Origin of the sequence: Candidatus Pelagibacter sp., assembly GCF_052049855.1 — a bacterium.
Taxonomy (GTDB): Bacteria; Pseudomonadota; Alphaproteobacteria; order Pelagibacterales; family Pelagibacteraceae; genus Pelagibacter.
In genome coordinates this window covers 196,445-216,273 of record NZ_JBNGZE010000002.1, presented here as the reverse complement: position 1 = coordinate 216,273, position 19,829 = coordinate 196,445, and the positions used below count along the sequence as shown (strand labels likewise).

The 19,829-nt window shown below is 28.7% G+C and carries 20 protein-coding genes and 2 tRNA genes; 5 read left to right on the top strand and 17 right to left on the bottom strand.

The window, feature by feature from the left end:
* Positions 1-72 precede the first annotated feature (72 nt).
* Positions 73-162 (top strand) — tRNA-Ser (locus ACTT9X_RS03195).
* On the opposite strand, the gene ACTT9X_RS03190 is transcribed toward ACTT9X_RS03195, so the two are convergent.
* Positions 163-426, bottom strand: a complete 264-nt coding sequence (locus tag ACTT9X_RS03190) for a succinate dehydrogenase assembly factor 2 (protein WP_440934242.1) — start codon at positions 424-426, stop codon at positions 163-165.
* A gap of 25 nt (positions 427-451) precedes the next feature.
* Here ACTT9X_RS03190 and ACTT9X_RS03185 point away from each other — a divergent pair, with 25 nt between their 5' ends.
* Positions 452-2,503 (top strand): ATP-dependent DNA helicase RecG, encoded by a 2,052-nt coding sequence (locus ACTT9X_RS03185; protein WP_440934241.1) that lies wholly within the window; start codon positions 452-454, stop codon positions 2,501-2,503.
* On the opposite strand, the gene ACTT9X_RS03180 is transcribed toward ACTT9X_RS03185, so the two are convergent.
* Positions 2,500-3,117 (bottom strand): DUF502 domain-containing protein, encoded by a 618-nt coding sequence (locus ACTT9X_RS03180; RefSeq protein WP_440934240.1) that lies wholly within the window; start codon positions 3,115-3,117, stop codon positions 2,500-2,502. The genes ACTT9X_RS03185 and ACTT9X_RS03180 overlap by 4 nt on opposite strands.
* A 112-nt stretch (positions 3,118-3,229) precedes the next feature.
* On the opposite strand from ACTT9X_RS03180, the gene ACTT9X_RS03175 reads away from it, so the two are divergent.
* Complete coding sequence (locus ACTT9X_RS03175; RefSeq protein ID WP_440934239.1) at positions 3,230-4,057, top strand: M48 family metallopeptidase; 828 nt, start codon at positions 3,230-3,232, stop codon at positions 4,055-4,057.
* 9 nt (positions 4,058-4,066) lie between these two features.
* Here ACTT9X_RS03175 and ACTT9X_RS03170 read toward each other — a convergent pair.
* From ACTT9X_RS03170 to ssb, 6 genes are all read right to left on the bottom strand, one after another.
* Positions 4,067-4,142 (bottom strand) — tRNA-Lys (locus ACTT9X_RS03170).
* A 154-nt stretch (positions 4,143-4,296) separates the two neighbouring features.
* Positions 4,297-5,409 carry a tRNA guanosine(34) transglycosylase Tgt gene (tgt, locus tag ACTT9X_RS03165; protein ID WP_440934238.1) on the bottom strand — a complete coding sequence of 371 codons (1,113 nt, stop codon included), beginning with the start codon at positions 5,407-5,409 and terminating at the stop codon, positions 4,297-4,299.
* Positions 5,410-5,417: 8 nt separating this feature from the next.
* Entirely contained in the window at positions 5,418-5,978 is a 561-nt protein-coding gene (locus ACTT9X_RS03160) for a peptidylprolyl isomerase (RefSeq protein WP_440934237.1), read from the bottom strand.
* Positions 5,971-6,465, bottom strand: a complete 495-nt coding sequence (gene coaD, locus ACTT9X_RS03155; RefSeq protein ID WP_440934236.1) for a pantetheine-phosphate adenylyltransferase — start codon at positions 6,463-6,465, stop codon at positions 5,971-5,973. Before coaD ends, ACTT9X_RS03160 begins: the two co-directional genes overlap by 8 nt.
* Complete coding sequence (gyrA, locus tag ACTT9X_RS03150) at positions 6,465-9,044, bottom strand: DNA gyrase subunit A (RefSeq protein ID WP_440934235.1); 2,580 nt, start codon at positions 9,042-9,044, stop codon at positions 6,465-6,467. The genes coaD and gyrA overlap by 1 nt, the downstream gene beginning before the upstream one ends.
* 5 nt (positions 9,045-9,049) lie before the next feature.
* Positions 9,050-9,499: a single-stranded DNA-binding protein gene (gene ssb / locus ACTT9X_RS03145; RefSeq protein WP_440934234.1), complete on the bottom strand. Its 450-nt coding sequence runs from the start codon at positions 9,497-9,499 to the stop codon at positions 9,050-9,052.
* Positions 9,500-9,587: 88 nt separating this feature from the next.
* Between ssb and uvrA the strand changes: the two genes are divergently transcribed.
* Both uvrA and ACTT9X_RS03135 read left to right on the top strand, forming a co-directional pair.
* Entirely contained in the window at positions 9,588-12,440 is a 2,853-nt protein-coding gene (gene uvrA / locus ACTT9X_RS03140) for an excinuclease ABC subunit UvrA (protein WP_440934233.1), read from the top strand.
* 47 nt (positions 12,441-12,487) lie between these two features.
* Complete coding sequence (locus tag ACTT9X_RS03135) at positions 12,488-13,090, top strand: urate hydroxylase PuuD (protein WP_440934232.1); 603 nt, start codon at positions 12,488-12,490, stop codon at positions 13,088-13,090.
* 1 nt (position 13,091) lies between these two features.
* Here the strand turns inward: ACTT9X_RS03135 and secF are convergent, their stop codons facing one another.
* From secF to ACTT9X_RS03090, 9 genes are read right to left on the bottom strand one after another with little or no spacing between them, the layout of a single operon-like run.
* Positions 13,092-13,982, bottom strand: a complete 891-nt coding sequence (secF, locus tag ACTT9X_RS03130; protein WP_440934231.1) for a protein translocase subunit SecF — start codon at positions 13,980-13,982, stop codon at positions 13,092-13,094.
* Positions 13,982-15,535, bottom strand: a complete 1,554-nt coding sequence (secD, locus tag ACTT9X_RS03125; protein ID WP_440934230.1) for a protein translocase subunit SecD — start codon at positions 15,533-15,535, stop codon at positions 13,982-13,984. The genes secF and secD overlap by 1 nt, the downstream gene beginning before the upstream one ends.
* 14 nt (positions 15,536-15,549) lie before the next feature.
* A complete protein-coding gene (yajC, locus tag ACTT9X_RS03120; RefSeq protein WP_023853826.1) occupies positions 15,550-15,843 on the bottom strand; it encodes a preprotein translocase subunit YajC in 294 nt (97 codons plus the stop codon).
* A gap of 55 nt (positions 15,844-15,898) precedes the next feature.
* Complete coding sequence (gene serS / locus ACTT9X_RS03115) at positions 15,899-17,158, bottom strand: serine--tRNA ligase (protein WP_440934229.1); 1,260 nt, start codon at positions 17,156-17,158, stop codon at positions 15,899-15,901.
* On the bottom strand, positions 17,151-17,921 hold the full coding sequence (gene tatC, locus ACTT9X_RS03110; protein ID WP_440934228.1) for a twin-arginine translocase subunit TatC: 771 nt from the start codon (positions 17,919-17,921) through the stop codon (positions 17,151-17,153). Before tatC ends, serS begins: the two co-directional genes overlap by 8 nt.
* Positions 17,911-18,132, bottom strand: a complete 222-nt coding sequence (gene tatB, locus ACTT9X_RS03105; protein ID WP_440934227.1) for a Sec-independent protein translocase protein TatB — start codon at positions 18,130-18,132, stop codon at positions 17,911-17,913. The genes tatC and tatB overlap by 11 nt, the downstream gene beginning before the upstream one ends.
* A 5-nt stretch (positions 18,133-18,137) precedes the next feature.
* Entirely contained in the window at positions 18,138-18,338 is a 201-nt protein-coding gene (tatA, locus tag ACTT9X_RS03100; protein ID WP_023853830.1) for a twin-arginine translocase TatA/TatE family subunit, read from the bottom strand.
* A gap of 47 nt (positions 18,339-18,385) precedes the next feature.
* Positions 18,386-19,087: an SMC-Scp complex subunit ScpB gene (scpB, locus tag ACTT9X_RS03095; RefSeq protein ID WP_440934226.1), complete on the bottom strand. Its 702-nt coding sequence runs from the start codon at positions 19,085-19,087 to the stop codon at positions 18,386-18,388.
* Entirely contained in the window at positions 19,080-19,823 is a 744-nt protein-coding gene (locus tag ACTT9X_RS03090; protein WP_440934225.1) for a segregation and condensation protein A, read from the bottom strand. The genes scpB and ACTT9X_RS03090 overlap by 8 nt, the downstream gene beginning before the upstream one ends.
* Positions 19,824-19,829: the final 6 nt, after the last annotated feature.

Below are 19,829 nucleotides of genomic sequence, written 5' to 3'. Positions count from 1 at the left end.
CTTTTAATTAATAAGTCTATTAGACTATTTTATGGTTGAATTAAATAATTATAATTATAAAAACTTGCTAACGGAGAGATGGCTGAGCGGTTGAAAGCACCGGTCTTGAAAACCGGCAAAGGGGCAACTCTTTCCTGGGTTCGAATCCCAGTCTCTCCGCCATCATTTTTGTGAATAATCAAAATTTTTATATAATAAATTGATATTATTATTTTCAAATTCAAAATCAGTTTTAAAACCATTATAAAAATTATATAAATTAGTGTCATCAATATTCAGTAATTTTTCTAAATCAATAAGATCATTTTCATTTAAATTATTTATATATTTTTTTGTAAATGCACCTAAAAGATTATCCATTTCTTTTGTGCCCCTATAATTTGATCGATAAATAATTTTTTTTTTTAATTCATCTATATTGATCATAATAATTAGAATATATTAGTTGTTAGTGAATAATAAAACAAATTATCAATATTTATTGTCAGACTTAAGTTCTTTAAAGGGTGTAGGAACTAAAACAAAAAATTTATTAAAGAAGAAAAATATTAATAATTTGTTTGATTTATTGTGGAAACTTCCAAAATCTTTTACAGATAGAAGCTTATCATCAAAAATAAAAGATTTAAAAATTGGTGAAATACAAACGGTAACCATTATACCACAAAAATATTACTTCCCGCATATAAGGAAATTACCTAACAGAGTTTTATGTACTGATGAAACAGGCGAAATAGATTGTATTTTTTTTAATAGTTATGAAGGATATATAAAAAAAATACTACCATTAGGAAAAGAAATAACCGTAAGTGGAAAAATAGGACATTTTAGAAATAAATACCAAATTACAAATCCTAAATACATATCAGAGGACTCTACATTAATTAAACAAGTTCATAGTAAGTACTCTTTAACTGATGGTATATCTGAAAAAATATATAATAAAATTTTAAATCAAATTATTGCTAATTTACCAGATTTCAAAGAGTGGCACTCTAAAAATGTTATGTTAAATTTTCAGAATATAAGTTGGAACAAATCAATTAAAGAATTACATAAACCTGAAAATATTGGGAACTATAGATCAAATTTTTATCAAAGGCTCGCTTATGATGAAATATTTTCGACATTTTTAGTTAATTCAGAAATAAGAAAAAAAATAAAAAAAATTAAAAAAAAAAATAAAATAATCAATTCAAATGAACAAAATTCATTAATTAAAAATTTAGATTTTAAGCTTACAAATGATCAGAAAAATGCATTGGATGAAATAAACAAAGATTTAAGCTCATCAAACAAAATGTTCAGACTCTTACAAGGAGATGTGGGTAGTGGAAAAACAATAGTCTCTCTATTAGCTGCACTAAACACTATAAACTCTGGTTTCCAAGTTGCAATTATGGCACCTACGGAAATTCTTGCAAGACAACATTTTAATTTAGCAAAAAAAATATTTCCTAAAAATATTAATTTAGAATTAATTTCAGGAAAGTCTGAATACAAGAAAAAAAAAGAAATACTTAAAAATTTGGAAATTAATAAAATTGATATAATTTTTGGGACACATGCAATTTTTCAAAAAAAAGTTATCTTTAGAAAATTAGGATTAATAATAATAGATGAGCAGCATAAATTTGGTGTAAACCAGAGAAAAAAGTTGTCCGATAAAGGTGGAGTAGATTGTGATGTTCTTTTAATGACAGCAACACCAATACCTAGAACATTAACAATGACAATTTACGGTGATATGGATATTTCTATAATTCGTGAAAAACCTAAAAATAGAAAATTAATAAAAACTTATAGTAAATTAGAAGCAAAAATTGATGATGTTTTAAAATTTGTGGATAAACAAATTAAATTAGGTAACCAAATTTTTTGGGTATGTCCCTTAATTGAAGAGTCAAAAAAACTAGACCACACTTCTGCTGTAATGAAATTTAAATTATTAAAAAAACTATTCCCAAACCAGGTTTCTTTGCTACACGGCAAAACAGATTTAGAGGAAAAAAATATAATTCTTAATGATTTTTTAAATAAAAAATTTAAAATTTTAGTTTCAACAACAATAATTGAAGTTGGAATTGATTTTCCTAATGCCAACGTAATAGTAATAGAGAATGCAAATAAATTTGGACTTTCTCAGCTTCATCAATTAAGGGGTAGAGTTGGTCGTGGTGAGAAAGAGTCCACTTGTATTCTTATGTTTAAATCTAATTTAAGTGATAACGCAAAAAAAAGAATTAAAATTTTAAAAGACTCAAATGATGGTTTTTTAATATCTGAAGAGGATATGAAATTAAGAGGTTTTGGAGATATCTTAGGTTTTAAGCAAAGTGGAATTAAAAATTTTAAACTAGCGGATCCAATTCATAATAGTGATCTTTTCAATTTAGCTGAAAAGGAAATGAAAAGAATAGAAAAATGCAATGAAGATATAGGAAAATTTAAACCTTTAATAAAATTATATGATAGGGCTGATATAATAAACGATATCGCTTAAGATTTTTTTGTTGAGGTGCCCGCTGATACAATAAATTTAGAAGCTTCTTCAAAAGACATATTTAAATATATAATATCTTCTACTGGGAACATTAATAAAAAACCACTAGTTGGGTTTGGTGTCGTTGGCACAAAAACATTGATTAAATTTTTCCCTGTTTTTTCTGCCATCTCTCCTTTATTTTCTTTTGTAGCAAATCCAACAGCCCAAACTCCTTTTCTGGGATATTCAATTAAAACAACACTCTTTTTGCCGTCATCTTTTTTTGAAAAGGTTTCAGTCATTTGAACAATTGCTGAATAAACGGTTCTTAAAAAAGGAATTCTTTTAAACAAATCATCAATTAATTTTAGAATTCTTCTTCCAAAAAATGATAAGGACAGTCCACCTACGATAGTAATTAGTAAAATTGAAATTACAATTTCAACGCCAGGAATATTGAAGGGTAAATAACTATTTGGATTAATGTTCTTGGGAATTAAATTTGAAGATATCCCTATTAAAATTTTAGTTAAATATAAAGTAAAACCTATTGGTATTAAAACAACAACACCAGCGATAAAATAGTTTCTAAGAGTTAAAGATAAAGATTTTTTAGTACTTTTTTTAGCCATAAAATTAACTGTAACTAGCGTAAATAACAAACAATATTGAAATAATAAATAATACTATTAATATTTTATTGTTAAGATTCATGTTAAACTACTATTATCAAATTTTATAGTTATGAATAGAAGAAAATTCTTATCTTATATGGGTTGTGGATGTGGAACTTTATTACTATCTTCTTGTACCACTGCTCCTATTACCGAGAGAAAACAATTAAAAATTGTCTCTGAAGCAAAACTTAATGCTCAAGCAGCTGCTATATATGAAAAAATAAAAGAAAAAGAAAAAATGAGTGATGACACAAAAACTTTAAATGAAATCAAAGAGATCGGAAAAAAAATGGAAAACTCAATTTCGGAGTATTTTTATAGAGCAGGAATTGAAGACCCAACAATTAACTTCGAATGGGAATATATTCTAATTGATCGTAAAAAAGTTAGAAATGCTTGGTGTATGCCAGGTGGCAAAATAGCTGTGTACACTGGTATTCTTGAAGCAACAAAAAATACTGATGGTTTAGCTGCAGTTATGGGGCACGAAATTGCTCATGCTGTAGCAAAACATTCGGTTGAAAGAGCAAGTAGAGCCACATTGGTAAATACAGGAACACAACTAATAGATATTTTTAGTGGAGGAAAACTATCGCAAGTTAATAGAACAACTGGGATAAATACAGTTGGATTGATTACACAACTAGGATTATTAAATCCTTTCAATAGAAAACAAGAAAGTGAAGCTGATTATTTAGGAATGATTTTTTCATCATTATCAGGTTATGATATTAGAGAAACTGTAAAGATTTGGGAAAGAATGAAAGAACTTAATAAAGGTAAAGAACCACCTGAATTTATGAGTACACATCCATCATCTGACAATAGAATTAAAGATTTAAACGAAAAGATGGGTGGAGTAATTTTAGATTACCCACCAATTGAAATTAGCTAATTCAATTGATGGTGAGCCGTGATGGACTCGAACCATCGACCCATTCCTTAAAAGGGAATTGCTCTACCAACTGAGCTAACGGCCCACAAAATTGATTCATTTTTTTTAAATGAATATTGTGTGTATACAGATAAATTTTTATTTTTCAATTCGTTGAATTTAAAAGTTTTGATCAATTAAGGTTATTTAATTAAGGAATTTGACATGATTATTCATACAAAATGGCACAGTTGCTCTAACTACAACTTATCTATGTATTTATTATGAAAATCATCAAATGTGCCAGAATTAATATTTTTTCTAATTTTTGACATTAATTCTTGATAAAAATTAATATTATGAAGCGTCAATAGCATTGAAGCTAATATTTCATTAGTATTGAACAAATGATTTAGATAATTTTTTGAATATTTGTTTAAATTAAGATTTTCACAACTAGGATCAAGTGGAGTATTATCATTTTGATATTTATTATTTTTAATATTTACTCTTCCATTCCATGTAAAAGCTAAACCTGTCCTTCCAGATCTAGTAGGCAGCACACAATCAAACATATCTATACCTCTTTTGACAGCACCTAAAATATCTGATGGTGTTCCAACACCCATTAAATAGTGAGGTTTTTTCATAGGTAAATATTCTTTGATGTTATCTAAAACATTAAACATTTCATTTTGTGTCTCGCCTACTGCTAATCCTCCAATAGCATAACCATCAAAACCAATTTTGACTAATTCTTCAAGTGATTTAAGTCTTAAATCTTTAAATAGACCTCCTTGAACAATTCCAAATAAAGCTTTATGCGGGTTGTTTCCAAAAGCTTTTTTAGATCTTTCAGCCCAATAAAGTGAAAGATCCATAGATTTTTGAATAACATTATAATCATTGGTTTTTTTTGGGCACTCATCCATAATCATTATTATGTCTGAATTTAAACCCAACTGTATTCTGATGCTCTCCTCAGGGCTTAAATAAAATTTTTTACCATCAACATGAGAATTGAATATAGCACCCCTCTCTCTATCAATCTTATTTAATTTTGAAAGAGACATTACTTGAAAACCACCAGAGTCAGTTAATATAGGTAAATCACAATTCATAAATTTATGAAGACCACCAGCAGATTGAATTCTTTCAACACCTGGACGTATCATTAAGTGATAAGTATTTGAAAGTATTATTTCTGAACCTGTTTTTTTTATATCGTCTATTGTGCAAGCCTTTACTGTGGCTTGAGTTCCAACAGGCATAAAGGCAGGTGTTTGTATATTTCCACGATGTGTCTCAATTAAACCACACCTAGCAAATTTATCTTTTTTTAAAACATTAAAGGCAAATTTTTTTAATGCCATTAAAAAATTTATTGGGATTTAAAACTAATTATTTTATCTGGATCAGTTACAGCACCATTATTGTTTTGATCACCTCTTTTTATTTTATCAACAAATTCCATTCCTTCGACCACTTTTCCAAATACTGTGTATTGTCGATCTAAAAAAGGTGCTGGCTGAAAACAAATAAAAAATTGACTATTTGCACTATTTGGATCTTGGGCTCTAGCCATTGATAGAGTTCCTCTATCATGTGGTAAACTATTGAATTCTTGTTTCAAGTCAGGAAAATCTGACCCTCCCATCCCAGCTCTTCTAAGATCAAAATCTTTAGATTCTGAATTCCCAAATTTTACATCTCCAGTTTGAGCCATAAAGCCATCTATAACTCTGTGAAAAACAACATTATCGTATTTACCACTATTTGCTAAATCTTTAATTCTTTTTACATGATTTGGGGCAACATCTTCAAATAGTTCAATTTTAACGTCACCATCTTTTAATTTTAATATCATTATATTCTCCTCAGCTATTGATTGATTGTTAATTAAAAAAAACAAAATAAGTATTTTAATAAAAATTTTATTCATATTTATCTTTTAAAGATTTAATTGTACTTTTTGTAGTAAATTTTTTTATATCACCTTTTAATTTAACAATTTCTTTCACAAATCTTGATGAGATTATTTGATTTTCTAAATCAGACATTAAAAAAATTGTTTCTATGTTTTGGTTCAATTTTCTATTCATACCAGCTAACTGAAATTCATATTCAAAATCAGATACAGCCCTTAATCCTCTTAGAATAATGTTTGATTTATATTTTTTACATAAATCAGTAGTTAAAGAGCCAAAAGAAACTACTTTTATTTTTTTTCTATTTAACTTTAGATCATTAAATAAAGCTTTATTCACTATTTCTATTCTTTCATCAGAACTAAATAGGTAATTTTTATTACTTTCATCAGAAACACCTACTACTATTTTATCAAATAGTTTTAATGATTTTTTTATGACATCTATATGTCCAAATGTAATTGGGTCAAATGTTCCAGGATAAATTGCAATTTTGCTCATTAAATTAAATTATCATCAATTTTAATTGCTGAAACAACTTTTTCTTCTCCTGATAACTTAATTATTCTAACTCCTTGAGTATTTCTGCCTGCTGTTCTAATTTCTTTAACAGCAACTCTAATTACCCTGCCTTTGTTCGTAGAAATTAAAATTTCATCACCTTCAAAAACAGGGAAAGATGAAGTAATATTTCCATTTCTTGGTGAATTTACTATTCCTATTATACCTTTTCCACCCCTGTTAGTAACTCTGTAATCTATATGTGAGGTCTTTTTACCATAACCATTCTCACTTATTGATAAAACAAATTTCTCTATTGCTTTTAATTCAGATTTTTCATCTTTTGATTTTTTTCCATTTTTACTAATTTTATCATTATCAATAACTGATAAAGATACTATTTGATCATTTGATGATAAATCTATTCCTTTAATTCCTTTAGAAGATCTACCTTTAAAAACTCTAAGCTTTTTGGCTTCAAATCTAATGCATTTTCCAAATTTTGTACTTAAAATTACATCTTGATCATCTTTACAAATTTTAACGCCTACAATTTTATCATTATTATCTAATTTCATTGCAATTTTTCCAGATGCATTAATTGATGAAAAATCCTCTAAACTATTTTTTCTTACTTTTCCTTGAGCTGTAGCGAAAATTATTTGATAATTTTTTAAGTCTGTTTCATCTTCTGGCATTGGCATAATTGAACTTATTGCTTGGTGACTCTTTAGAGGTAAAATATTAAACAAAGACTTACCCTTAGAAGATGACGAACCCTCTGGGATTTTCCATGCCTTGATCTTATAAACTAAACCCTCAGTGGAAAAGAAAAGAACTGAAGTATGAGTATTCACAGATAATGTTTGTACAACAGAGTCCTGATCCCTCGTTGTTATACCTGATTTTCCCTTACCACCTCTTTTTTGTTTTTTTACTCCATCTAATGAACCTCTTTTTATATATCCTTGTAATGTAACTGTGATTATTACTGATTGTTTTTGGATAGTTTCCTCAATATCGTAATTTAAAACAGCATCTATAATTTTAGTTCTTCTTGGTGTAGCAAATTTATCTTTAATGTTTTTTAATTCATGACTAATTACTCTCAAAAGTTCTTTTTTTGATGATATAATCTTCTTAAATTTAAGAATTAATTCAGCCAATTTTTTAATTTCAACTTCGATCTCATTAATTCCTAATGCGGTTAACTTTTGAAGTCTTAATTCTAAAATAGCTAAAACTTGTGGTTCAGATAAAGAATAAAGGTTTTTACCTTTTTTACCCTCTACTAAAGAAATTAATTTTAAGGATTTATTTATTTTCCATTTAGTTTTTAAAATTGATAGTTTGGCATCATCGGGTGTTTTAGATGATCGAATAATTTTTATTATTTTATCTAAATTTTCTACTGAAACTGACAGTCCAATAAGTATGTGAGCACGTTCTTCGGCCTTTTGAAGATCAAATTTAGTTTTCTTAATAACTACATCTTCTCTAAAAGTTAAAAAATTTGTTAAAAAATCTTTTAGTGTGCAAGTCTGTGGTTTTCCCTCAACAATTGCTAAAGTATTAAAACCAAATGAACTTTCTATTTGAGTATTTTTATATAATTGTCTTTTTATAGTTTCTGGCTCTATACCGTTTCTTAAATCTATAGCAACTCTTATACCCTCTCTGTTTGACTCGTCTCTAATATCTCTTATTCCTTCAATTTTTTTTTCTCTAACCAATTGAGCAATTCTCTCATTTAATACAGATTTATTAACCTGATAAGGTATTGAGGTTATTACTAATCTCTCACGTCCATTTTTTTGTTGTTCGATTGAAATTTCACCTCTAATCTTAAAAGATCCTCTTCCATTTTTATATCCTTGTTTAATTATATCTTTGCCAATAATAACACCTCCAGTTGGAAAATCTGGACCTGGAATATGTTTCATTAACTCTTTAATTTTAATATCTTTATTGTCAATTAAGGCTAAGGTGCCATCTATAATTTCACCTAAATTATGAGGAGGTATACTGGTTGCCATACCAACGGCTATACCACCAGCTCCATTAACCAATAAATTTGGAAATTGTGCTGGTAAAACACTGGGCTCTTTCTCTGTTTCATCATAATTACTTTTGAAAGAAATTGTATTTTTTTCAATATCATCAATTAGATATTGAGAAACTTTTGACAAGCGAGTTTCGGTATATCTCATCGCTGCTGCTGGATCACCATCTATAGAACCAAAATTTCCTTGGCCCTGAATTAAAGGTAGACTCATAGAGAAATCTTGTACCATTCTGACTAATGCATCATAAACGGATTGGTCACCATGTGGATGATATTTACCAATAACATCTCCAACAATTCTTGCAGATTTTCTAAATTGTTTAGACCAATCATATCCACCTTTGTACATTGCATATAAAATTCTTCTATGAACAGGTTTTAATCCGTCTCTCACGTCAGGAAGTGCACGACTCACAATTACACTCATTGCATAAGAAAGATATGATGAGCTCATCTCATCATGCATTGAGATTAATTTTATATTTTTATCTTTAAACTCTTCAGTATTTTTCATAGAAATTAAAATGGAATTTCATCGTCCATATCTGACACTTGAGAAGTATCCTCAATATTATTTTGTTGACTTGTGTCATTTTGAATTCCACCACCGGAATTACCTCCACCCAACATGGTAAGTGAAGAATTATATCCTTGTATAACTATTTCAGTTGAGAATTTATCTTGTCCTGATTGCTCATCTTTCCATTTTCTTGTTGTAAGTTGCCCCTCTACATAAACTTGAGCGCCTTTTTTTAAATATTGCTGAACAACATTTACTAAACCTTCATTAAATACAACTACACGGTGCCACTCTGTTTTTTCTTTCCTTTCACCTGTATTTTTATCTTTCCAGGATTGACTTGTTGCAAGGCTCAATCTAGCAACACTTTTACCATTTACCATTTGCTTAATTTCAGGATCTGCGCCCAAACGACCAATTAATAATACTTTATTTAAACTTCCAGCCATAATATTTAATATTTGTTAAATTAGTTAATTAGAATTATACCACAATTCTTCTGAATATTAATTTTATTAACTCAAAGCAACTAAAATTATGATGAAAAAGATAGTTATTAAGGGCGCTAAAGAACATAATTTGAAGAATGTTACTGTAGAGATTCCAAAAGACAAATTTGTGGTCATAACTGGTCTATCAGGGTCAGGAAAATCATCTTTAGCTTTTGATACTATCTACGCAGAAGGTCAGAGAAGGTATGTAGAGAGTTTATCTGCCTATGCACGTCAATTTTTAGATAAAATGAAAAAACCAAATGTTGATTTAATTGAAGGATTAAGTCCGGCTATTGCAATTGAACAAAAAAATACTTCAAAAAACCCAAGATCTACTGTTGCAACTGTAACTGAAATTTATGATTACATGAGAGTATTATACGCTAGAGCAGGAATTCCCTACTCACCATTCACTGGTAAACCAATAACCTCTCAAACGATTACACAAATAGTAGATTTGGTTAAAAAATTACCAAAAAAATCAACCATATATATTTACGCTCCAGTGGTAAGAGGTCGTAAAGGTGAATATAAAAAAGATATTTTAAGCTACAAAAGAAGAGGATTTAGAAAAATTAAAATTGATAATGTTTTATATGATATAGAAAAGTCACCCAATTTAGATAAAAAACTTAAACATGATATTTCAGTCTTGGTAGATAGAATAGTTTTAAATTCAAAACTTGGAAACAGATTGGCTGAAAGTATTGAAACAGCAGTGAATTTAGCTAACGGTTTGGTTTTTGTCGAATATGAAGATGAAACACTTCCTCAAAAATTTAGGAAATTAGAAAAGTTAATTTATTCTACAAAGTTTGCTTGCCCTGAGAGTGGTTTTACAATAGAGGAAATTGAACCAAGACTTTTCTCATTTAACAGTCCCTATGGAGCGTGTGAAGAGTGTGAGGGGATTGGAATGAAATTAAATGTTGATCCAAACCTAGTAGTCCCTGATGAAAGAAAAAGTTTAGCAGATGGAGCGATTGAACCTTGGTCAAAATCAACCACACTATATTATGCACAAACTTTAGCATCTTTAGCTAAACATTATGGTTTTTCTTTAGATGAAAAATGGAAAAAATTACCAAAAAAAATTAAAGATATTATTCTTTATGGTTCTGATGAGGATGAGATTAAATTTAATTACGATGATGGTTATGAAAAATATTCATACAAAAAAACTTTTGAAGGTGTAATTAATAATCTTGAACGAAGATTTTTAGAATCTGATAGTGAATGGAAAAGAGAGGCAATAGCTGAATATCAATCGGATACGGCTTGCGAAGCATGTAATGGTGATAGATTAAAAGAGGAAGCATTATGTGTTAAAATTAATGATCTGAATATTAGTGAAGTAACAAAAAAATCTATCTTGGATGCATCAGAATGGTTTAAAAATCTAGAAAATAATCTTGATAAAAGACAATTTAAAATAGCTGAACATGTTTTGAAAGAGATCAACGAAAGATTAAATTTTCTTCTAAATGTTGGTTTAGATTATTTAACATTATCAAGAGAATCTGGAACATTATCAGGTGGTGAGGCTCAAAGAATAAGATTAGCTTCACAGATTGGTTCTGGTTTAACGGGTGTTTTATATGTTTTGGATGAACCTTCAATTGGATTACACCAAAAAGATAATGTAAAGCTCATTAGTGCATTAAAAAGATTACGAGATCTTGGAAATACAGTTATTGTTGTTGAGCATGATACTGAGACAATGGAAAATGCAGATCACATTATTGATCTGGGTCCTGAAGCTGGGAGCAATGGTGGTCAGATAACAGCTCAAGGATCATATGAGGAAATTAAAAAAGATAAAAATAGTATTACAGGACAGTATCTTGCAAATAAAAAAATAATCGAAATACCTAAATCAAGACGTTTGGCTAAAAATGGACGATTTGTTGAAATTAATGGTGCAAGTGGAAATAATTTAAATAATGTTAACCTTAAAATTCCAACCGGAACTTTTACCTGCGTTACTGGTGTCTCAGGTAGTGGTAAATCTACTCTAATATTGCAAACACTATTCCATGCCTTAAATTTAACTTTAAATAATAAAGCTCGAAAAGCACCTAAATCATTTAAAGGTTATAAAGGAGTAGAATTAATTGATAAAATAATTGATATTGACCAATCTCCTATTGGGAGAACACCTAGATCAAATCCAGCAACATACACAGGAGCCTTTGGACCTATTAGAGATTGGTTTACAAGTTTACCTGAATCCAAAACAAGAGGATATAAACCAGGTAGATTTTCTTTTAATGTTAAAGGAGGTAGATGTGAAGCTTGCGAAGGTGATGGAGTAATCACATATGAAATGCATTTTCTGCCTGATGTTTATATACAATGTGATGAGTGTAAGGGAACAAGGTATAATAGAGAAACCTTGGAAATAAAATTTAAAGGAAAAAGTATTGCCGATGTTTTAGATATGTCAGTTGATGAAGGTTGTGAATATTTTGAAAATATATCAAATATAAAAACAAAATTGCTAACATTAAAAAAGGTTGGATTGGGTTATATAAAAATTGGTCAACAAGCAACAACACTATCAGGTGGTGAGGCTCAGAGAATAAAATTAGCAAAAGAATTGTCGAAGAGATCAACAGGAAGAACAATGTATATATTAGATGAACCAACAACAGGTTTACATCAACATGATATTAAAAAACTTTTAGAGATACTTCATACATTTGTAAAACTTGGGAATACAGTAGTTGTTATTGAACATAATTTAGATGTAATTAAAACGGCAGATTACATTGTAGACATGGGACCAGAGGGTGGTGTAAAAGGTGGTAAAATTGTTGCCGAAGGTAAACCTGAGGAAGTATGTAAGGTTAAAGATAGCTATACAGGTCAATTTTTAAAACCTCTTTTAAATTAGATTTTAAAACTTAAAATTTTTAAAAATTAGTGTATATTAAAAGAATCATGAGCAATTTGTTATCATCATTATCAAAAACAGTTCACACATCACTAGCTATAGCAATATTATTGTTTTTAGGATTATTCTATTTAAATGATGGGATAGCTATAGATACATTGTTCTGGAGCTGGTTGTTCAGATATATCCACGTAATTGTAGCAATCATGTGGATAGGATTATTGTGGTATTTTAATTTTGTTCAAATTCCTAATATGGGAAAAATTCCAGATGAACAAAAACCTGCCATAGGTAAAGTAATTGCTCCAGCTGCATTATTTTATTTTAGATGGGCTGCTGCATTTACTGTTCTTTCTGGATTAATTCTTGCTCTCCTAAATGGATATCTTCATGATGCAATGACTTTAAGTATTGGTTCAGGTGTACCAAAACATACTGCAATCGGTATTGGAATGTGGCTAGGAATTATAATGGCTTTTAATGTTTGGTTTGTTATTTGGCCAAATCAAAAAAGAGCTTTAGGAATTGTAGAAAGTGACCCTGATACAAAAGCAAAATCAGCTAAAACTGCAATGCTTTTCTCAAGAACAAATACTTTATTATCTTTACCAATGTTACTTACAATGGTAATAGCTCAAAACTTATATTAAATTATTTTTTATCGTCTTCTCTAAGTACAGTTTTTTGTGAAACTCTTAGTCTAACTAAAACAGTATTAGCTATATAAATAGAGGAATATGTTCCAAAAACAACACCAAGTATCATTGCCAGTGAAAACCCTTTTAATATTTCACCACCAAAAAAATAAATTGCTAATAAAGCAAATAAAGTAGTTGCGGATGTTATTATTGTTCTTGATAAAGTTTCATTAATTGAAATATTTGTTAACTCAAAAATTTTTATATCAGAATACTTTCGTAGATTTTCACGCACACGGTCAAATATCACCACTGTATCATTCATTGAATATCCAACTATTGTAAGAACAGCTGCAATAATTGATAAGTTTATTTCCAAACTAAATAGTGAAAAAACTCCTAGTGTTACTATTACATCATGAAACAAAGCTAAAATTGCACCCAGACTAAATTGCCATTCAAATCTAATCCAAATGTAAATTAGCATTAATGCTAATGACAAAGATATTGCTATTACCCCTGATTTTAATAATTCAGCACTTACTTTTGGACCAACATTTTCAACTCTTCTAAAATCATAATTATTTCCAAAAGATTTATCTAAATTAGTTTTAATTTCTTCAATGATATTTTTCTTATTGTCTTTATTTTCAAATTTTACTAAAAAATCTGTATCATTACCAAATTTCTTAACTGATACATCTCCTAAATCCATTTGATTAAATTTATCTCTTAATGAACTTACATTTATTTTTGAGTCTAAAGATCTCAGTTCAATTAAAGTGCCACCTTTAAAATCTATACCAAAATTAAGTCCTTTAAATATTAATAATAATAATGAAACGACAATTAAAACTGATGAGAGTAAATTAAAGTGATTATAATATTTATTAAAAGCAATCATTAGATTAATTTTTCCTTATCTTTATTTTTTGATACATAAATACTAGTAAACAATCTCGCTATGAAATAGACTGAAAATAGTGTTGTAAATATTCCAACTCCTAGAGTTACAGCAAAACCTTTGACTGGACCTGAGCCCATAAAAAACAAAATTATTGCTGCTAATAGTGTGGTAATATTAGCATCTAAAATTGCTGTTCTTGATTTTGTATAGCCACCATCAAAAGCTATAATATTATTAGTCTCGTCTTTTAGTTCTTCTTTAATCCTTTCAAAAATTAAAACATTTGCATCAACAGCCATACCTACAGTTAAAATAATTCCCGCAATACCAGGCAATGTTAAAGTAGCTTCAAATAAAGTTAAAATACCCAAAAGAATAAATAAATTAACTATCAATGTTACATTGGTAATTAATCCAAAAATTTTATATTTTACGAACATAAAAATTATCACCAACACAAAACCTATTGTTAAAGCAATCATTCCTGCATTAATTGAGTCTTGTCCAAGATCTGGTCCAACTGTTCTCTCTTCAATTATTTCTAATGGTGCTGGTAATGCTCCTGATCTCAATAATAAAGCTAGATCAGTTGCTGTTTGAAAAGTAAAGCCACCGCTTATCTGACCAGATCCACTGGCAATCGTATCTCTAACAACAGGTGCACTAATAATTTTACCATCTAAAACAATTGCTAATTGTTTTCCAATACCAGTTGAGGTTGCCTTACCAAATCTTTTTGCACCTACTCTGTCTAAAGTAAATGAAACAACTGTTTGGTTGGCTTGCGTATCCATTTTTGGTTGAGCATCAAGTAAATTTTCACCACTTATTATAATTCTTTTACTAACTGTAGCTTCTTCTATACCATTTTCAAATTTTAACTTTTCAACACCAAAACGATCATTTTTGTCATTCGTTACAAATCTAAAAGTAAGGTTGGCAGTTTTGCCAAGCAATGATTTTATTCTCATCGGATCATCTAACCCAGGTAGCTCTACTAAAATTCTGTTATTTCCTCTTTTAAGTATGTTGGGTTCATTAGTTCCAACCTCATCTACCCTTCTTCTAACTATTTCTATAGCTTGATCTTGAGAAGAAGTTTTAAGTTTAATTAAACCTTGTCTCGAAAAATATACTTTAAAATTTAACCCCATATCCTCAATTTCTAACTGATGTGATTTAAATCTTGGGTAATAAGGATTAAGATTACTATTTTCATCCTGAAAAACTTCTAAGACAGATTGCTTATCATTTTCGACTACACTAAAAAAAATATTTTGATTTTCTATATTTATATTATTGATCTTAATATTTTTTTCTTTGAAGTAATTTCTAATAGTTGTTGTTAAGTTTTGTAGTTTTTGCTCAATCACAGGCTCATTATCAATTTCAAGTAATAGATATGATCCACCTTGAAGATCTAATCCTAGATTAATTTTTTTATCAAAAAAATTATCATCAAATTTAAAAAGATTTGATGAAGAAATTAAAATAAATAAAACTGAAAAAAGAGTTATGAATAAAATTCTTAACTTTGAGAAATAAAGCACTTAACTAAAAATAATTATTTTTTAACTTCTTGAGTATTTGTATTAACAAGACTTTGAATACCAGTTGATTTTACTATCTCAACCTTTACGTTTTCAGCAATTTCTACTTCAACTTTATCATTGTCTATAAGTCTCTCCACTGTACCTGTAATTCCACCAGAAGTAACAACCTTGTCACCTCTTTTAAGACTTTCAACCATTGCTTTATGCTCTTTAACTTTTTTTTGCTGTGGTCTGATTAAGAAAAAATAAAAAATAACAAATATTAAAATTAACGGTATAAATTGTCCTATTCCTGAACCTTCCATAAATCTCCTTATAAATTATGTGAATACTTATACTATCTATATAATTAAAACAACTTTATTTAGCTGAAATCAATTCCAAATTATTCATATACGGTCGCAGTACCTTAGGAACAATAATCGAGCCATCTTTTTGTTGATAGTTTTCTAGTACAGCAATTAAAGTTCTGCCTACAGCTAAACCGCTTCCATTTAATGTTCCAACAAAAACAGTTTCCTTATTTTTATTTTTATATCTTGATTTCATTCTTTGTGCCTGAAATGTTGAACATGAAGAACAAGATGATATTTCACGATACTTGTTTTCTGACGGTAACCACACCTCTATATCATAGGTTTTTTCAGCACTGAAACCCATATCACCTGAGCACAATATTACTTTTCGATAAGGCAACTCCAACTTGTCTAGAATATCTGTTGCACAATTAGTCATACGCTCTAATTCATCTAAACAATTTTCTTTTTCAACAATACTTACCAACTCAACTTTATAAAATTGATGTTGTCTAATCATCCCTTTTGTATCTTTTCCATAACTTCCAGCTTCTTTTCTAAAACAAGGTGTTGAAGCAACAAATCTCATAGGTAATTCTTTTTGATCAACAATTTTATCTTTAACAATATTAGTTAAAATTACTTCTGCTGTTGGAATTAAAAATTTTCTATCAGATCCTTGGTCAAATTTTATTTCAAATTGATCGTTTTCAAATTTTGGTAATTGGCCAGTTCCATACATTGTACTATCAGAAGCTATTAATGGAGGTGAAATTTCCTGATAACTATTTTGATTAATATGAGTATCTAGCATAAAATTAGATAAAGCTCGTTCCAATAATGCTAGATCTTTTTTAACAAATACAAATCTTGATCCAGTTGTTTTTGTTGCAAGATCAAAATCAAGCATACCTAAATTTTCGCCGAGTTCGTAATGGGATTTAGGTTTAAAATCAAATTCAGGAACTTTACCAGCTTTTAAAACTTCCACATTACCATTTTCGTCTTTTCCATTTGGAACATCTTGATGCGGTATGTTTGGTATACTGGATAAAATTTTATCTAATTCAGTTTTGATATTTTTTTGTTGATCAGAAATCTTCTCTAATTCCGAAGATATTTCTTTAGATTTTTTAAATAAACTTTCATCTTTAGATTTTGAAATATCTTTTTTTTCTTTTTCTAAATTTTCTTTTTTTTGTATTAAATCTCTATTTAACTCATCAAGTTTTTTTAAGTTATTAAAATCAATTGTAACTGAGCGTTTTTCAAGATCTTTTTCAAATTTTGAGAAATCTTTCCTAATTTCTTTTAAATTATGCATCAGTTTTTTCTAAATTTTTCTTTTCTATAAATTTTACTGAAAATATAGATAATTCATATAAAATTAATAATGGAATAGCTAAACCAATTTGAGTGATTGGATCTGGTGGTGTTAGTAATGCTGCAGCAGCAAATATAATTACAACAACATATTTCCTTCTTTCTTTTAAAAATTGACTGTCAACAACACCTATTCTTGCTAATAAACTTAAAACTATAGGTAGTTGAAAACTTATTCCAAATGCAAAAATTAACTTCATAACAAGTGATAAATATTCATTCACCTTAGCCTCTAGTTGAATTGGTAGATTTGTAGAAATCCCTGTGCTTTCAAATGATAAAAAAAATTTGATAGCTAAAGGCATTATCAAATAGTAAACAAGCATACCTCCCAAAAAGAAAAGGATGGGTGTTAATACAAGATATGGGAGTATGGCAACTTTTTCATGTTTATATAAACCTGGAGCAATAAATTTCCATATTTGCATTAGAATAAAAGGACAGGTTACAAAAAAAGCTGTGAAAAAAGATACCTTAATATATGTTAAAAAAGTTTCTTGTAAGGCTGTAAAAATAAGCCTTCTATCAGATCCATCATCTTTTACAGCTTGAGCAAATGGATCAACTAAAAAACCGTAGATATGTTCTGCAAATATATAACAAATAACAAAAAAGATTATTAGAAATATAAAACTATGTATTAATCTTTTTCTTAGTTCTGTTAGATGGCTAACAAATCCACCTTCATTTTCTTCATTGCTCATCTTTTTTTGTTTCTTTTTTTATTTCATTATCAATTTTTTCTTCATCGATTTCTAAATTAGAAACTTCATTTTGAATATTGCTTACATATTTTTTTGCAGTCCCAATCCAAGATCCGGCTTTCTTTAACATGATTGGAAAATCTTTAGGACCAAGAACAACAATTGCAATACCAACAACAATTAATATCTCAAACCAACCAATAGTAGGCATTTGATTTAATCTTTGTTTTCTGAGTCTTTATTTTCGTCGGATATATTTTTTGGCTCTGTATCGTCAGTGACATCTGACGCCATTCCTTTTTTGAAACTTTTAATTCCCTTAGCTACATCACCCATCAGACTAGAAATTTTACCTCGTCCAAATAATAAGACTACTAATATAACTACGATTGCTATTTGCCAAATTCCTATACTCATGAAAAACTTATAACCCTTTTATGATTAATTTAAAAGTTACTTTTTTGTTAATCTTTATCTTCTGTATCAAGAGTGCTATTTAACATCTCGTCAATATTAGAATAAATATCCTCTTTTTTTTCTTCTTGTTTTTCTTTGTAGAATTTGCCAGTTCCAAAAATTGCATTATCAACACTAGAACTGTCAATTAATCCAGCAGCCCCTAATTCATCAATTGTTGGTAAATCAGATAATTTTTGAAGATTGAAATGACTTAAAAATTCATCGGTGGTGACATATTGAATTGGTCTTCCTGGTACATCCTTACGACCACCTGGCTTTACCCAATTTAGCTCCATCAATATTTCAAGAGTATTTGTTCCAAATGCAACACCTCTTATTTCCTCAATCTCTGCTCTTGTAACAGGTTGGTGATAAACAATTATTGCTAAAGTCTCTACAGCGGCTTTAGAAAGTTTTTTTTCGACTGTCCTTTCTTTAGACATAATATTTGATAAATTAGGAGAAGTTCTGAAGGACCACTTTTCTTTTATGCATACTAGATTAATTCCACGTTCAGAGTATTCTTGCTGCAACTTTTCTAATGATTTAGAGACATTACCTTTTTTTGTTATTTTGCTTTCAATTGTATCAATATCTAATGGCTCAGCAGCAGCAAAAATAACTGCTTCGATTTCTTTTTCTAAATCAGTTAACCTAGAAGGAAATTTTACAATATTATCTTTTGAAATTTTTTGTTTTTTAATCATTATTTTCCTTCACATAAATATCGTCAAACAACTTATCTTGTTTTATAGTTAGGTTTCCTTCTTTAACTAATTCTAATGAACCAGCAAAAATTCCTGCTTTCCCGGTTCGTTTATATTTTGAACCATTTTTAAAATTTTTAGGAATTAAATCATCTAATTTTTTCCAATCAATCAAATTACCAAAAAATTCTCTTATTGTTTTAATTCCATCTTCAGCAGTAAATACTGGTAATTTTGGAATATTCATTTTTTGAAAGTCCTTGGTCATAATTATTGTTGAATAAGACTTGAGTAACTCAAATAAACTTAGATTATATTCAGCGCTATAAATAGATCTTATATTTCCCCTCATTCCTCTTGATCGAATTTCTCTTCCTAATCTTTTTCTTTTAAGCATTTGTTCAGAAAGCAATCTAATTAGCTCTAATTTTTTGAGTTGTAATTTTAATTTTTCAGCAACTTCTTGAACTTTAAATTCTTCCTCTGGTGTACCTGGAAGCAATAATTTAGATTTTAAATATGCTAACCAAGTTGCCATCAATAAGTATTCTGAAGCAATTTCTAAATTTAAATCTTTCTCTTTTGTAATATAATCATGAAATTGATCTGCTAATTTTGTAATTGATATCTCTTCAAGATCTACCTTTTGAGCTTTTGCTAAATCTAAAAGTACATCTAAAGGGCCATTATAATTATTTATATCTACATTAAATAATTCAGAATCAGAAATAGTCATGGTCAG

Coding starts and splice junctions, on each gene's coding strand:
- ACTT9X_RS03190 (WP_440934242.1), bottom strand. CDS start 426: ATGATCAATATAGATGAATTAAAAAAAAAAATTATTTATCGATCAAAT.
- ACTT9X_RS03180 (WP_440934240.1), bottom strand. CDS start 3,117: ATGGCTAAAAAAAGTACTAAAAAATCTTTATCTTTAACTCTTAGAAAC.
- ACTT9X_RS03175 (WP_440934239.1), top strand. CDS start 3,230: ATGAATAGAAGAAAATTCTTATCTTATATGGGTTGTGGATGTGGAACT.
- tgt (WP_440934238.1), bottom strand. CDS start 5,409: ATGGCATTAAAAAAATTTGCCTTTAATGTTTTAAAAAAAGATAAATTT.
- ACTT9X_RS03160 (WP_440934237.1), bottom strand. CDS start 5,978: ATGAATAAAATTTTTATTAAAATACTTATTTTGTTTTTTTTAATTAAC.
- coaD (WP_440934236.1), bottom strand. CDS start 6,465: ATGAGCAAAATTGCAATTTATCCTGGAACATTTGACCCAATTACATTT.
- gyrA (WP_440934235.1), bottom strand. CDS start 9,044: ATGAAAAATACTGAAGAGTTTAAAGATAAAAATATAAAATTAATCTCA.
- ssb (WP_440934234.1), bottom strand. CDS start 9,499: ATGGCTGGAAGTTTAAATAAAGTATTATTAATTGGTCGTTTGGGCGCA.
- uvrA (WP_440934233.1), top strand. CDS start 9,588: ATGATGAAAAAGATAGTTATTAAGGGCGCTAAAGAACATAATTTGAAG.
- ACTT9X_RS03135 (WP_440934232.1), top strand. CDS start 12,488: ATGAGCAATTTGTTATCATCATTATCAAAAACAGTTCACACATCACTA.
- secF (WP_440934231.1), bottom strand. CDS start 13,982: ATGATTGCTTTTAATAAATATTATAATCACTTTAATTTACTCTCATCA.
- yajC (WP_023853826.1), bottom strand. CDS start 15,843: ATGGAAGGTTCAGGAATAGGACAATTTATACCGTTAATTTTAATATTT.
- serS (WP_440934229.1), bottom strand. CDS start 17,158: ATGCATAATTTAAAAGAAATTAGGAAAGATTTCTCAAAATTTGAAAAA.
- tatC (WP_440934228.1), bottom strand. CDS start 17,921: ATGAGCAATGAAGAAAATGAAGGTGGATTTGTTAGCCATCTAACAGAA.
- tatB (WP_440934227.1), bottom strand. CDS start 18,132: ATGCCTACTATTGGTTGGTTTGAGATATTAATTGTTGTTGGTATTGCA.
- tatA (WP_023853830.1), bottom strand. CDS start 18,338: ATGAGTATAGGAATTTGGCAAATAGCAATCGTAGTTATATTAGTAGTC.
- scpB (WP_440934226.1), bottom strand. CDS start 19,087: ATGATTAAAAAACAAAAAATTTCAAAAGATAATATTGTAAAATTTCCT.
- ACTT9X_RS03090 (WP_440934225.1), bottom strand. CDS start 19,823: ATGACTATTTCTGATTCTGAATTATTTAATGTAGATATAAATAATTAT.